The organism is Desulfobacterales bacterium (assembly GCA_034003325.1).
Classification (GTDB): domain Bacteria; phylum Desulfobacterota; class Desulfobacteria; order Desulfobacterales; family JAFDDL01; genus JAVEYW01.
In genome coordinates this window covers 37664-51487 of record JAVEYW010000020.1, presented here as the reverse complement: position 1 = coordinate 51487, position 13824 = coordinate 37664, and the positions used below count along the sequence as shown (strand labels likewise).

13 protein-coding genes are annotated in these 13824 nt (G+C 49.9%); 9 read left to right on the top strand and 4 right to left on the bottom strand.

The genetic code is table 11. From position 1 onward, the window contains the following. Positions 1-28: 28 nt before the first annotated feature. Both RBT11_17815 and RBT11_17810 read right to left on the bottom strand, forming a co-directional pair. Positions 29-805 carry a response regulator transcription factor gene (locus RBT11_17815; protein MDX9788640.1) on the bottom strand — a complete coding sequence of 259 codons (777 nt, stop codon included), beginning with the start codon at positions 803-805 and terminating at the stop codon, positions 29-31. After that, positions 802-1785, bottom strand: a complete 984-nt coding sequence (locus RBT11_17810) for a HAMP domain-containing sensor histidine kinase (GenBank protein MDX9788639.1) — start codon at positions 1783-1785, stop codon at positions 802-804. Before RBT11_17810 ends, RBT11_17815 begins: the two co-directional genes overlap by 4 nt. 283 nt (positions 1786-2068) lie before the next feature. On the opposite strand from RBT11_17810, the gene RBT11_17805 reads away from it, so the two are divergent. Beyond that, positions 2069-3916, top strand: coding sequence for a hypothetical protein (locus tag RBT11_17805; protein ID MDX9788638.1), 1848 nt, complete (start codon positions 2069-2071; stop codon positions 3914-3916). Next, positions 3852-4718, top strand: a complete 867-nt coding sequence (locus tag RBT11_17800; GenBank protein MDX9788637.1) for a lysophospholipid acyltransferase family protein — start codon at positions 3852-3854, stop codon at positions 4716-4718. Before RBT11_17805 ends, RBT11_17800 begins: the two co-directional genes overlap by 65 nt. Positions 4719-4864: 146 nt before the next feature. On the opposite strand, the gene RBT11_17795 is transcribed toward RBT11_17800, so the two are convergent. Then, positions 4865-5176, bottom strand: a complete 312-nt coding sequence (locus RBT11_17795; protein ID MDX9788636.1) for a YhbY family RNA-binding protein — start codon at positions 5174-5176, stop codon at positions 4865-4867. A 537-nt stretch (positions 5177-5713) separates the two neighbouring features. On the opposite strand from RBT11_17795, the gene RBT11_17790 reads away from it, so the two are divergent. From RBT11_17790 to RBT11_17760, 7 genes are all read left to right on the top strand, one after another. Further along, entirely contained in the window at positions 5714-6619 is a 906-nt protein-coding gene (locus RBT11_17790) for a universal stress protein (protein ID MDX9788635.1), read from the top strand. 145 nt (positions 6620-6764) lie between these two features. Continuing rightward, the gene (locus tag RBT11_17785) at positions 6765-7400 is read left to right on the top strand and encodes a tetratricopeptide repeat protein (GenBank protein MDX9788634.1); all 636 of its coding nucleotides are present in this window, start codon (positions 6765-6767) and stop codon (positions 7398-7400) included. A gap of 44 nt (positions 7401-7444) precedes the next feature. Further along, a complete protein-coding gene (locus RBT11_17780; GenBank protein ID MDX9788633.1) occupies positions 7445-8638 on the top strand; it encodes a hypothetical protein in 1194 nt (397 codons plus the stop codon). Positions 8639-8954: 316 nt separating this feature from the next. Next, on the top strand, positions 8955-10268 hold the full coding sequence (dsrA, locus tag RBT11_17775; protein MDX9788632.1) for a dissimilatory-type sulfite reductase subunit alpha: 1314 nt from the start codon (positions 8955-8957) through the stop codon (positions 10266-10268). Positions 10269-10281: 13 nt separating this feature from the next. Beyond that, positions 10282-11427: a dissimilatory-type sulfite reductase subunit beta gene (gene dsrB / locus RBT11_17770; GenBank protein MDX9788631.1), complete on the top strand. Its 1146-nt coding sequence runs from the start codon at positions 10282-10284 to the stop codon at positions 11425-11427. Between the two features lie 74 nt (positions 11428-11501). After that, positions 11502-11738: a dissimilatory sulfite reductase D family protein gene (locus RBT11_17765; GenBank protein MDX9788630.1), complete on the top strand. Its 237-nt coding sequence runs from the start codon at positions 11502-11504 to the stop codon at positions 11736-11738. 62 nt (positions 11739-11800) lie between these two features. After that, positions 11801-13219: a cobyrinate a,c-diamide synthase gene (locus tag RBT11_17760; protein ID MDX9788629.1), complete on the top strand. Its 1419-nt coding sequence runs from the start codon at positions 11801-11803 to the stop codon at positions 13217-13219. A gap of 106 nt (positions 13220-13325) precedes the next feature. On the opposite strand, the gene RBT11_17755 is transcribed toward RBT11_17760, so the two are convergent. Further along, positions 13326-13805 (bottom strand): cytochrome c3 family protein, encoded by a 480-nt coding sequence (locus tag RBT11_17755; GenBank protein ID MDX9788628.1) that lies wholly within the window; start codon positions 13803-13805, stop codon positions 13326-13328. Positions 13806-13824 lie beyond the last annotated feature (19 nt).

Here is a 13824-nt window from a genome sequence, read left to right as displayed (position 1 = left end):
CAGGACATAAAATGCCGTAAAGCGAAAGTCAGTCGTCTGAATGTTGATTCCCGGATGCGGTATCGGCATGATCCCCTGTGGGATCGAATACGTAGCCGACGGAGCGAAGACTTTTAAAATAAACCGGCTTTTTGGGGTTCTCCTCAAAGTATTTTCGAAATCTCACAATAAAATTATCGACCGTGCGCGTAGAAATGTGTCGAGAATAGCCCCATCCGACCTCCAACAGCTTTTCCCGCGACAAGGGTTTACCTTGGTTGGCGACAAACAATTTCAGCAATTTGGTTTCCTGCTCGGTCAAGCTGATATCTCCGATGCTGCCCTGTGCTTTGAAGGATGAAAAAACAATTCGATTGGTTCCGAATTCATATGGGTCCGAAACGTCACCTGCGACAGGTGAACCGTTCTCCTGCGTCTTCTCATACCAGGTCGCTTTGGTTAACAGACGATCCACCCGCAGGAGAAACTCATCCAGATTAAACGGTTTGGCCAGATAGTCGTCCACGCCGTAAGCCAGCCCCTTGATTTTATCGTCCGCAGCGCTTTTCGCGGAAAGGATCAAAATCGGAAGTCGTTCATTCTCGGCGCGAATTTTTTTCAGCACGGATAAGCCGTCAATTTTGGGCAACATAATATCAAGCACGATCAGATCCGGTTTCCATCGCTCCCATTGGGCCAGACCGGCAACGCCGTCACCGGCAACGCGGACTTCATAGCCCTGAAGCGTCAGGTTCAAATCGAGACCTTCGGCGATATGGGCATCATCCTCAATCACCAGAATCCGTTTTTTTAACGGCTCGCTCATGCGTTTTCCCTCTGTTGAAGCGTGCGTGAAGGCGGCAGGGGAAGCAGAATAGAGAAAGATGCGCCTTGCAAAGATCCCTTGCTGCCGGCCACGATTTTTCCTTTGTGAATGCGTACGATGTTTTCAACCAAATAGAGCCCTAGTCCACTGCCCTTGGCGGACATGTTATCCGCGGAACCCACTTGATAAAATTTTTTGAATATTTTTTTCAGATCGGTTTTTTCGATGCCGATGCCGTTGTCCTCAAAGAGAATATGAACAAATCTCTTTTGTTCCTCAAACGTGATGTCGACCCGTGGTATGGCGGCCGCGTTATATTTGACCGCATTGGTCAACAGATTCATCAGGAGCATTTCAAAAAGGGGGGGATTGATCTCATAAAATAAAGGCCGGTTTGACGGGTTTTTGATCCGAATGTCACAATTTTTAAACAAGTGCGCATTGGTTTCGGTGAATCGGGTGGTCAGGGCAACGATGTTTTCCCGGACAAATTCGCCGCTAAAGCTTTTGCTCTCGATTCGTGCCAGACTCAAAATGCGATCGATATTGGCGGTCAGCCGGTTTATGTCCGTAATCATGTAGTTCAAATACTTCAGTTGCAGTTCCCTTGAAATTTCGTGCTTGTGAAACGTCTCCAGATACAGCTTGAGGGAGGTAACCGGTGTTTTAAGTTCATGCGTAAAGTTGTTGATGAAATTGTTTTGCAATCGGTAGAGATGAAAGGTTTTTGCCTGATATATAAAAATGATGGAGATCCCCATGAGAATGATCCCGACCAGCAAGGATAAAATGAGAATAACCACCCAGTTGCGCAGATCCAAGACTTGTGCCGGATCGAAATTAAATCGCGCTGCTATCGTCTTGAGTCCCGTGCTGAATTCAAGATACCAATAAATATATAAAAACAGGGATGCGCCCAATGCAATGATTGAGAAAACCAGAATCAACATGGGATGTAAAAACCACTTGGTTGTTTTCATTGACATCCAACTATTGCAAAGCCCATCCCGAAAATTCGGAATGGTATGTAAGCGATTGAATCGCCTGCACCGGTGTAACGCCATCTTTCCGGCATGGCAATAGCCATATATCAGACTGGCTTGAACAGGCAACCGATAGTTTTTATCTGTTTGGTTTGTAAAAGTTTTGTAAAATCATGCAAGTCGTTATATAAGCGCTTCCATTTATGTAATAAAGGAAAGATGTTCTTTGGTTCATTCCTTTATCCCTTGCGGATAAGCAGAATATACAATGAGGTTTTAAATGGATTCAACCCCCCATACATTTCACATTCCGGTCATGGGTACCGGCCATTCGGCGGATACCCCGATTCGGCTGGCCCACTTCGGTATTTCATCGGTCATTTCGATTGTCGATGATCTTTTGCTGGAAAGACTCGGAAAATATTATAGCGAAAAATATGAGGTGCTGTATCCGCCAATTCCACGTAACGCGGTTGACGGCCGGTCCCGGCGAATCACGGCATATCTCAATCTGGTTCTGGATATTGTCGAGCGCCATATGGAAAAAATAAAAAGCGAGCCGTTTTTTCAAGACAATGACAAGCGCAAATATTTTGATATGCTTCCTGATGAGGCGCCGCTTAAAAAAGACTATGATCGAATGCTGGCGATGAAATCGGGGACCGAGAAAGACCGGTTGGCGGCGGCATTGACGGACCAAATGCGGGCTGGCTCCATTGATGTGAATATCATGGTCAAGCTGGACCGGCCCCGGTTTGATGAAAACGGAATGCCCATGGAGGATTACTCGGATGCCAAAACAGCCCTCAAAGGGTTTGCCAACAGCCGGCTGAATTCCGGCATTGTTTTTTCGGCCGGCATCAATAAGGGGCTTTTTAGATACATGTCCCGGTTTAAGGATTTTTACCGGGATGAAACCGGCCGAATGAACAAAAGGATCATTCTCAAGGTCAGTGATTTCCGATCTTCTCTCATTCAGGGACGTTTCTTGGCGCAACACGGGCTGGAAATTTCCGAATATCGTATTGAGTCGGGCCTGAACTGCGGCGGCCATGCGTTTGCGTCCAACGGCGTGTTGCTTCCCGCCATTCTTCGGGAGTATAAAGAAAATCGGGCGAAATTGGGTACGGATTTTCAGTCGTTGATTCTCAAACACTATCAGAAAATGGGATGGTTCTACCCCGATCCCTCAACGATCTCCCCGCCGATCGTAACGGTACAAGGCGGCATCGGCAATCATGGTGAGGACCGCCGGCTTCGAGAATACTTCGGTATGGATCGCACCGGATGGGGAACGCCTTTTCTTCTGGTTCCCGAAGCCACCTGCGTGGATGCGGAAACAAGGGAATTGATGCGCCGGGCCGGGAAAAACGATCTTTATCTAAGCGATATCTCTCCCCTGGGCGTTCCGTTTAATCTGGTCCGCAATACCGGTTCCGTGAATTGGACCAGGAATAAAATCGCTTGCGGCAAGCCCGGATCTGGTTGTCCCAAGGGATTCTTGGCTTTGAACACCGAGTTGACCGAAAAGCCGATCTGCCCGGCTTCGCGGGAATTTCAGACGATGAAGCTGAAAAAAATCGTCTCTGACTGCGAATCGGATGCCGAAAAAGCCGCTTTATCCACCACTGTGCTTGAAAAAACCTGTCTTTGCGACCATTTGGGCAACGGCATCCTGATTGGCTTGGGGATCGCGGATAAGAAAAAATCCCCTCCCCTGGTATGCCCCGGACCGAATCTGGCCTGGTTTAACGGGATTTATTCCCTTCGGGAAATGGTAAATCATATTTATGGCAGATGCCCGTCCCTGGTGCCGGCGGAACGGCCGCATATGTTTGCCAATGAGATTGTGATGTATGTGGATTATTTTGAAAAATTGATACAGGGCGCAGGGAACGAAGCCCGAGAGATCAAAGCCCTTCAGGACTATAAGGCTAACCTTGAGCAAGGGATGGACCTTTGTTTGGCTATTTCAAAAGGTTCGGAATATCCCGGCGAGAATATGGCTTCCGTTGCCCCGTGCGTGGAAACGCAGCGGGCCCGGTTAAATAGGATATGGCGCTGTGCCGGTTTTGACTGCGGCCGGGCGTGCGACGAATCCGGAGAACCGCTGGTGGTTGCGTGTTGATTACATGAACCCGATACAAGTTCGTCAGACACTGACAACGGAATTCGGCTACTGCAGCCCGAAGCGTTCGTGCTTTTCAAAACGGCTTCCCGTTTGGGTTGCGTCCCCTGTTTATTATGCACGGTTGATGGCGCTTATCTATGCCAGCAGCAAGGTGGCGCTAAAGGGCAAATACAGCCGCGAAAGATGGGCCTTTGATTCGCATCGTATTCTATGCTTTGTCGAATCGGTCGGAGCCAGGGTTCAAATTTCCGGGTTGCGGGCGGTGGCGGCGCATTCAGGTCCCCTGGTGTTTATCGCCAACCACATGAGCATGCTGGATACCTTTCTGCTTCCGGGGATTATTTTGCCTTTTCACCGGGCAACCTTCGTGGTCAAGGAATCCCTTTTGCGTTATCCTGTATTCGGCCCGATCATGCGGGCGGTTCGACCCATCGTTGTGCAGCGAAAGAACCCCAGAAAAGATTTAAAGGTTGTGCTTGATGAAGGGGGACGCTTGCTTCAGATGGGCTGCTCGCTCATTATTTTTCCGCAGTCGACTCGCAGTGCGACTTTTGATGCCGGCGCCTTCAACACGCTGGGGGTGAAACTGGCCAAAACAACTGGGAGCTTTGTGGTTCCCGTGGCGCTTAAAACCGATTTTCAGGCCAATGGGCGAATGATAAAGGAAATGGGCTGCGTAAATCCTAAGAAAGATGTCCACATCGCATTCGGCCGCCCCATGCCTGTAAAGGGAAACGGGCAAGCCGCTCACCAAATGATCATAGATTTTATTGAGGGGCATTTGCGCCGGTGGGCTTGAAGGTAGTCCAAAGATATTTGAAATTCTGTCTGGTTATGTAGTGTTTCATCCGCAGATGACGCAGATTACACCGATTGATTATCGATCTGCGAAATCTGCGTCATCTGCGGATAACTATTCAAAAGCCGATTATTCCAAGCGGCTAATCATTGGCCCGGCAGAAGGATGTTTCGTTTTTCCGGATCCGAACTTTCTTTATAAAAGGTAAGTATGTGGCCAAGCATTCCCACCAACGAGCAATCGGCCGTTTTTTCTATTTCCGCCACCAATGCTTTTTTCTGCTCTTTTTCTTTAAAATCAATACATTTGACTTTTATCAGCTCATGATGGGCAATTGCTTCGAGCAGTGCCTTAATGAGATTTTCCGTTAATCGGTTTTGCCCGATGAAAACAACCGGTTTTCGGTTGTGGGCAAGACCGCGCAGATATTTTTTTTGAGCGCCCGTCAGTTGCTTCACATGATTTCCTTAAATTGGGGGTCGATTCGAGCTTTTGTCCTTGTGGCTTTTCCATACGGTATACAACCGGATATTTCAACCGTCTTTTATTCGTGGCAGTGCGCTACGCACGGGCCGGTGATGCGTTAACAGTTGAACCGCGTGAGGGGGTGTGATAGCTTGAAATCAGTTCATTCAACTGCCTAATCCGGCAAAGCCGGATGCTGGAAGGCTGGGATGCTGGGAGGCATAAAAGCCATCTTTCGCCTTCAGCGAATATACACGCAAAAGCGTGCATGTTTCTAGTAAAGGGTCTATGCCGCTCCGTTTGACGTGACGCCCTCATGGCGTTGTGTCAACATTGAGGAAGGCGCCCAATTTTTTTTATTCAATTTCTAATCGCTTCATCCTGAAATCCCTGATTTATGGGTGGGCGATGGATACGATCTTGAATGGTTGGAATCTGGTTGTCGGTGTTGCATGAACGCGTAGCCGCGAACAATGTGACATTCCTGAGGTGTCCAATAACGGGCGCTATAACAAGAAGGGGGGCGAATCATGAGAGTTCAAATCAATCGTATTTTATGTGCTACCGATTTTTCCGACTTTTCAAATCGAACCATATCCTTCGGCATGGCACTTGCCAGGGAATTTCGCGCCACTTTGTTTATTTGCCATGTTGTGGAGCTTCCGTTTGCGGGGATGTATGGCGAAGTACAACTTGATCCCATTGCGCAGCAGGAGCGAATGATCGCCTATGCGCATGAAAATTTGTCCCGGCTGGTGAATGACCAGGATGTTGAATGGGAGCCCCTGGTGGCCATCGGGCACCCGGCGGACGAAATTGCTCGTCTGGTGACGCAAGTCAACGCGGATCTTGCCATTTCGGCAACGCACGGCCGATCGGGACTCAAGCGGCTGATCATCGGTTCGGTCACTGAACGGTTGATGCGAACGCTTCCTTGTCCGTTGCTGATTGTTCGGGATCAGGCGATTTCGCTATCCCAGCAGGTGGGTGCGGGTTTCCATCCCAAAAAAATTCTGGTCGGGTGTGATTTTTCGCGCGATTCGGATCTGGCCTTTCAATATGGAATCAGTCTGGCCCAGGAATTTGAAGCCGAGCTGCATTTGGTGCATGTGATTGAGCCGCCGATATACCCGGACCTTCAAAACGCCGGGGACGCCCAAGGCGCTGAACACAGCCGTATCGCGCCGCTGTTGGAACGAAAAATGATGGGCATGGTACCCGAAGACGCTCGCCACTGGTGTTTTCCGGTGACGGTGTTAATGGAGGGCAAGCCGGCCGAAGAGATCAGCCGCTACGCGGAAGAGAAGGGGATGGATCTCATTGTGTTAGGGGTGCGCGGACAGGATTTGGTTGAAAGCCTGTTTGTCGGCTCCACAACGGATCGGGTGGCCAGGCAGGCGCCTTGTCCGGTGTTGTCCGTCAATCCGTTGATTTAAAATGGGCTGCGTTGAAAAATGGGCCTAATGTGGTGAATGGGGAAAGGGCGCACATTCGCCGCGCGGTTTTCCCTTGACAGTTATCCATCATCATAATAACCCTCGGAAATGAAAAATTTATTATCGAATGCCTAAGGAATGATCCATGACGGAACCCAAGACGATTGAGCAATATATACAAGAGCAGCGCCAAGCCCTGGCTATGAATCCTGAATGCGGAAACACGCATTATAATTTAGGTGTTGCTTTGTTGAGTCAGAAGAAGATCACCGAGGCGGAAAACGCTTTTGGGGATGCCATCGAAAACAGTCCGGGCCTGGCGGAGGCGTATGTGCAATTGGGTGGTATTTGTTTTGCCCGCGGAGATTTGGACGGTTGCCTCGATTATAATACGCGAGCGGTCAAGGCACGTCCGGGATTTTCCGAAGGATATGGCAATATCGGTTTTGTCCATTTTCAAAAAGGCAATATTGATGATGCTATCAAGGCGCTTGAAAAGGCTATAGCGTTCAATTTTCGGTTTATACAGGCGCTTACAACCCTTGCCAACGCCTATTTGATGAAAGGCCGTATTGAGGACAGTATTGATGCCAACCTCAAGGCACTGAAAGTGGAGCCGAATTTTGCCGTAGCCCATAACAATCTGGCCATTGCATATCTTGAAAAGGGTAATGTGGCGGACGCCATCAAACATTTCGACAAAGCCGTTGAACTCGGTTACGAGGTCGCGCCTCAGATTCAAGATGAAATAGCGGCCCTTCGAAACAAGACGAATAAGTAGCCGCCGGTTTTTCATCTTTTCCCCAAATGAGTTCCAAGGCCCGCATGCCGCGTATTTATTATTTCTTGCCGGGGAGAACGGATCCGGTATCGGAAACCTCAGCGGGTTGGCGTTCGGCCTTACCGCTGCAGCGGCATGCCGCGCGAGCCCCTTTTCCTGAAAACCCCGAGTTCGGCTGGACGCATGGCGTTTATTTTCAGACGGCCCGGGATTTTTTGGAACGGAACCGGTATGCCCTGCTGGTACGGGCGGTTTCTTCCCGGCTGAAGCGGCCGGTGAATGTAGCGGAAATTTCTTTAATTCAAATCACGATTATGAAACACGGGGCCTTTTACCATCCGGCCCTGGTGCAAGTGGCAGGCTTTTCCGAGCCCCTTTTTTTTGTGCTGAACGCGGCCGTTTCAAAGAACGGCAAGCAAATTCTTCATCAAGAATTTGAAGCGCTTGCACGGTTGGGCCAAATCAAAGGACACGCCGCCTACCTGCCGCGCGTATATGGGCAGGCATCGGTGCCGACCCCAAGCGGCGACACCGCTGAGATGTTTTTAGGGGATTGGTTTGCCGGCTTTCACGAGTTTCACCTTTCCAAAGACAATGACGCAAGCGCTTTTAATCTCCGTGTCTGGGATGATGTCAAGGGGCATCATTTTTTGTCCGATAAGCAGAGTCTCGCTGTATATCAGCAGGCAGCCGGTATTTTGACTTCTTATTATAATCCGGTAACCTTTGAGCAGATTTTTCCCTGGCATCACGCGGCCGGAGATTTTATTGTCCGGGAAGATGGTTTCGGTATGGACGTTCGGTTGATTACGGTGCGCCAATATGCGCCCCTATTTGATGAGGGGCGGAAAACGCGGAAAGAATCCGCACCGCTCGAGCAAGTGCTGTTCGGATTGCTCATTTTCCTTTTGAACCTTTCCCTTCGTATGCGCATCGATCGAATAGACGGCACCGGCGAGTTGGTTTGGGCAAAAGAGTCGGCCCTGGCGCCAGTATGGAAAGGGTTTTTGGAAGGGCTGCGCATGAATAGGTTCGGCATGCCCGCTTCAAATGACCTTATCTCCAAATTTAAGGCATATCTTTTCCAGATTTGCGTTTCGGATGCTTTTGAGTTGGCCCGAGCCGCAGCGGGCGGGTTTCACCCCGAAGCCGCTGAAAGGGAGCTGATCGCGCTTCATCTGATCGATCATGTGGCGGCCTTGTGGGCGATTATCACACAAGGTGGCGGTGGCCAGTAACGGGTTATCGTTTCTCCAATACTATATATCCCGAATGATATGGTCAAAGCACACAATATGCATGGTCTCTGATGCAAGAAAGCATCCACCCCGGTGCAGATTTGAGAAGTTTGCTTTTTTATTGACAAAAAAAGGTATTGATTCTATATGCATCCCTTTACGATATGAAAAACAGTAGAATAGAGACCCTTAATTTATATACGCGGAAATATATCTTTCGAATTGAGAGGAGGTGAGTTAGACTGCTCCCCTCAGGGGATAATAGGGTTTTAACGACAAGAGGTTAGTTACTTATAAACAAAATTGGAGGTAGCATATGGCAAAGCATGAAACCCCTTTGTTGGACCAGCTTGAAACTGGGCCGTGGCCGAGTTTCGTGTCCGATCTCAAACAGCAGGCCGAAGCAAGGGCAAAAAACGCGAATAACGTAGAATTCCAGATTCCGCAGGATTGTGTCGATGATTTGCTGGGCGTGCTGGAGCTTTCTTTTAAACATGGCCGGACCCATTGGAAACATGGTGGTATCGTAGGTGTTTTCGGTTATGGCGGCGGCGTTATCGGCCGATATTGTGATCAGCCGACCATGTTTCCGGGTGTGGCCCATTTTCATACCATGCGCGTTGCCCAGCCGGCTGGGAAATATTATACAACAGAATATTTGCGAACGCTGTGCGACCTGTGGGATTTTCGCGGCAGCGGCGTCACCAATATGCATGGCTCTACCGGTGATATTATTCTGATTGGAACCACCACCCCGCAGCTGGAAGAAGTCTTTTTTGAATTGACTCACAACATGAACCAGGATTTGGGCGGCTCCGGCTCCAACCTGCGAACTCCGGCGGACTGTATTGGTCAGTCGCGATGTGAATATGCCTGTTACGACACCCAGGCCCTCTGCCATACCCTGACCAACGACTATCAGGATGAGCTTCACCGGCCGGCATTCCCGTACAAATTTAAATTTAAATTTGACGGATGCCCCAACTGCTGCGTCGCATCGATCGCGCGCGCGGACATCTCCTTTATCGGTACCTGGAAAGACAATATCCGCATTGATCAGGAAGCGGTTCAGGCCTATATTGGCGGCGAGCTGCCCCCCAATGCCGGCGCCCACTCCGGTCGCGACTGGGGTAAATTTGATATTCAAAAAGAAGTGATCGATCTTTGCCCCACCAAATGCATGTGGATGGACGGCAAAACGCTTAAGATCGACGACAAGGAATGCACCCGCTGTATGCACTGCATCAACGTAATGCCCCGCGCATTGCGGATCGGTGAAGATAGAGGCCTTTCCATGCTGGTCGGCGCCAAGGCCCCGATCCTTGATGGCGCCCAAATGGGCTCTTTGCTGGTTCCGTTTTTAAAGGTCGAAGAGCCTTATGACGAAATCAAGGAAGTCATTGAAAGCATCTGGGACTGGTGGATGGAAGAAGGCAAAAACCGTGAGCGTCTCGGCGAGCTGATGAAACGTCAGGGTTTTCAGAAACTGTTGGAAGCCACGAACCTTCCGGCAATTCCGCAGCATGTTCAGGAACCGCGCCACAACCCGTACATCTTCTGGAAAGAGGAAGAAGTGCCGGGCGGTTTCGAGCGAGACATCACTGAATTCAGAAAACACCATCTAAGGTAGGAAGGGGGCAACTATGGCTTTTATTTCTTCGGGATATGATCCGAACGAACCGATGAAAAACAGGATATCCGACATCGGCCCGCGAAAATATGATGAATTTTATCCTCCCGTTATTGCAAAGAATAAAGGGAAATGGCTGTATCATGAGATTCTGCAACCCGGCGTGCTGGTTCACGTTGCTGAAAGCGGCGATCAGGTGTTTACCGTCCGCGTCGGCGGCGCCCGGTTGATGGGTACCGAGCATATTCGGGAAATTTGTGCGATTGCCGAAAAACATTGCGGCGGATACGTCCGGTTTACCACCCGGAACAACATTGAATTTATGGTCGACAGCAAGGAGAAAGTCGCGCCGTTGATTCAGGATCTGGAAAGCAGAAAATTTGACGGCGGCAGCTTCAAGTTCCCCGTGGGCGGCACTGGCGCCGGTATCACCAACATCGTTCATACGCAGGGATGGATTCACTGCCACACCCCGGCGACAGACGCCTCCGGTACGGTCAAGGCGACCATGGACGTGCTGTTCGATGATTTCAAACAGCACCGGATGCCGGCACACCTGCGGGTTTCCATGGCCTGCTGTCTGAATATGTGCGGCGCGGTGCATTGCTCCGATATCGCCATTCTGGGATATCACCGCAAACCGCCGATGATCGACCATGAATACCTGGACAAAATGTGCGAAGTGCCCTTGGCCATCGCCGCTTGTCCGACTGCTGCGATTCGTCCGAGCAAAGTTGAAGTCGGCGGCGCCACGGTAAATTCCGTCGCTATCAAAAGCGAACGCTGTATGTTCTGCGGTAACTGTTACACGATGTGTCCCTCGTTGCCGCTTGCCGATACGGAAGGTGACGGCATTGTTCTTATGGTTGGCGGCAAGGTGTCCAACCGCATCAGCAACCCGGCCTTCTCTAAAGTCGTTGTGGCCTTTATTCCCAATGAAGTGCCGCGATGGCCCACGATGACGGATACCATCAAAAAGATTGTTGAAGCCTATGCAGCCGGCGCCAACAAATACGAGCGTTTGGGCGAATGGGCAGGCCGAATTGGATGGGAAAGATTCTTTGATAAATGCGAGCTGGAATTCACGCATCATCTTATAGATGATTTCCGTGATCCCGCCTATTACACTTGGCGACACACCTCGAATTTCAAATTCTAATTTCGGACAATTAACTGACGGGCTGGACGAACCTCCCGGTCGTTCAGCCCGGATGCCAAGAAAAGGAAATCAAGATGGATATTGCCGAAGCCAAAGAAAAAATTGTCGATGCGCTGTCCAAGAAAAAAGGAAAGAGCAAGTTCTATTTTAATGATCTGTCCGAAATTCTTGAACTAAAGCCACGGGAAGCCAAAAAACTGATCAACACCCTGGTGACCGATGGCGTTTTGGAGTACTGGTCTAGCGGCAGCACGTCGATGTATGGCCTTAAAGGGGCCGGAAAACAGGCCCATGGAGAGGGTGAAGACTAAGCCGGACGCTTCTCTTACGCGTTTTTTGACTGCCGGTACACCTTATTTGTAAAGTGGTTTTCATGTCCAAGGAAAACATGGGTATTCCAAGGCTGCTGGTTGCCGCTCTTCGGGGTGGGTCCGGGAAGACCATACTTTCCATTGGAATTATTGCTGCCCTGAGAGATCGGGGGCTTTCCCTATCGCCTTTCAAAAAAGGTCCGGATTATATTGATGCGGGCTGGCTTGCTCTCGCGGCGGGCCGGCCTTGCTATAATTTGGATCCGTTTCTTGTTAACAAACCCAATCTTATAAAATCATTTCAGGATCATACAGCTTTAGCCGATCTGGCTGTGATTGAGGGAAACCGCGGCCTCTATGACGGCACCGATCTTGCCGGTGTTACCAGCACGGCCGAATTGGCGAAATTGCTCACAGCCCCGGTGATCTTATGCCTGGATTGCACCAAATCAACGCGCACCCTGGCGGCGGTGGTTCAAGGGTGTATTGGCTTTGACCCGAATGTCGCTATTAAGGGCGTGGTGTTAAATCGTGTGTCAGGCGCTCGCCACGAGGGTAGTATTCGCCGAAGCATCGAAGCCTTTTGCAAAATACCCGTGCTGGGCGCTATCCCAAAACTTAACCGCGAAGATTTTCCCGAACGGCACATGGGCCTGGTGCCGACCGATGAGCATGCCTGGGCAAAAGAATCCATCCAAGCGGCTGCGGACATGGCCCGGCGGTATCTTGATTTAGATGCCATTCTGGCGTTGGCTCAAGAATTCGGCCAGGCAGGGCCCATCGTATCGCCTGCCAGCAATCCGCTCGTGAAAGCCGCTGTGAGTGGTGTGTCAATTCCTCGAATCGGAATCATTCGGGATACTGCCTTTCAGTTTTATTACCCTGAAAATATAGAAGCACTGGAATTGGCGGGTGCAGAGACGGTTTTTATGTCGCCGCTAACCCAAAGGGAAATGCCGGACGTTGATGCCCTCTATATCGGTGGCGGCTTTCCGGAGACGCATGCCGACCGGCTCGCGGAGAACCTTCGATTTCGTCATCGTATCAAACAGCTATCCTGTGAGGGGCTCCCCATTTATGCTGAATGTGGCGGCCTGATGTATTTGGGAGAGGCCCTCGTGCTTGAGGGGAAAACCTATCCCATGTGCGGTGTGCTCCCCATCGTGTTCGGTTTCAGTAAAAAGCCGCAAGGCCATGGCTATACCGTAGCCGCAGTTTCCCGGAAAAACCCGTTTTTCACGGTCGGCACCGAGTTGAAAGGCCATGAGTTTCATTATTCAACCGTGCTTGAGTGGCGGGGAAATGACAATGATTTTGTGTTTACCATGAAACGCGGCACCGGGATTATTGATGGAAAAGATGGGGCCAGTGTTAATAATGTGCTGGCCACGTATACTCATTTGCATGCGCTGGGAACTCCAGAGTGGGCCGGTGCCCTGGTACAAAAAGCGATAGCATATAAAAATCGAATGATTTCTTAAAGGTATGTTATGAAGAGGCGAATAGGCATCCGTGTGTGAGAGAGATTTGATCACACAAAAAAAAGGGGCAACTGCAGTTGCCCCTTTTTGCATGATCCGTCTGATTCTATCCTTTATCTTTTTTCGGATGGCACTTATTGCAGGAAACCGGCGCAGCCGTGCTCGTGTTGGCTTTATTAAAGGCCTTATGGCAGCCCTTGCAATTGGCATGTATGGCTTCGGCATGGTAGGCTAAGGTTTCTTTTTTGGAAAGCTTGGGAGCATCTTTTCCTTTGGGCTTTTCCCCTTCTTTGTTGTGGCATTCAAAGCAGCTTTGAACCTCATCGCCCGCCTTCAGCGCCAGCGGTTTGCCGTCTTTGTCATGGTGGCATTCGCCGCAGCCGTTTTTATAAAGCTCCGGGTTTTTCGTTGCGTATTCTTCCGCATGTTTTTTATGGGAGAACATGACGATTCCTTTTTTATGTGCGGAATACGCTTTGTTTTCCATTTTGATGACGTCTTCAGCGGCTGTACCGGCATATATGCCGGAAGCAAAGAAAAAGCAGCTTGTGGCAACGATCAACATCAATAACAATCTGTTTTTCATTGTAAAAATACCCCCTTTT

Coding starts and splice junctions, on each gene's coding strand:
- RBT11_17815 (MDX9788640.1), bottom strand. CDS start 805: ATGAGCGAGCCGTTAAAAAAACGGATTCTGGTGATTGAGGATGATGCC.
- RBT11_17810 (MDX9788639.1), bottom strand. CDS start 1,785: ATGAAAACAACCAAGTGGTTTTTACATCCCATGTTGATTCTGGTTTTC.
- RBT11_17805 (MDX9788638.1), top strand. CDS start 2,069: ATGGATTCAACCCCCCATACATTTCACATTCCGGTCATGGGTACCGGC.
- RBT11_17790 (MDX9788635.1), top strand. CDS start 5,714: ATGAGAGTTCAAATCAATCGTATTTTATGTGCTACCGATTTTTCCGAC.
- RBT11_17785 (MDX9788634.1), top strand. CDS start 6,765: ATGACGGAACCCAAGACGATTGAGCAATATATACAAGAGCAGCGCCAA.
- RBT11_17780 (MDX9788633.1), top strand. CDS start 7,445: ATGCCGCGTATTTATTATTTCTTGCCGGGGAGAACGGATCCGGTATCG.
- dsrA (MDX9788632.1), top strand. CDS start 8,955: ATGGCAAAGCATGAAACCCCTTTGTTGGACCAGCTTGAAACTGGGCCG.
- dsrB (MDX9788631.1), top strand. CDS start 10,282: ATGGCTTTTATTTCTTCGGGATATGATCCGAACGAACCGATGAAAAAC.
- RBT11_17765 (MDX9788630.1), top strand. CDS start 11,502: ATGGATATTGCCGAAGCCAAAGAAAAAATTGTCGATGCGCTGTCCAAG.
- RBT11_17760 (MDX9788629.1), top strand. CDS start 11,801: ATGTCCAAGGAAAACATGGGTATTCCAAGGCTGCTGGTTGCCGCTCTT.
- RBT11_17755 (MDX9788628.1), bottom strand. CDS start 13,805: ATGAAAAACAGATTGTTATTGATGTTGATCGTTGCCACAAGCTGCTTT.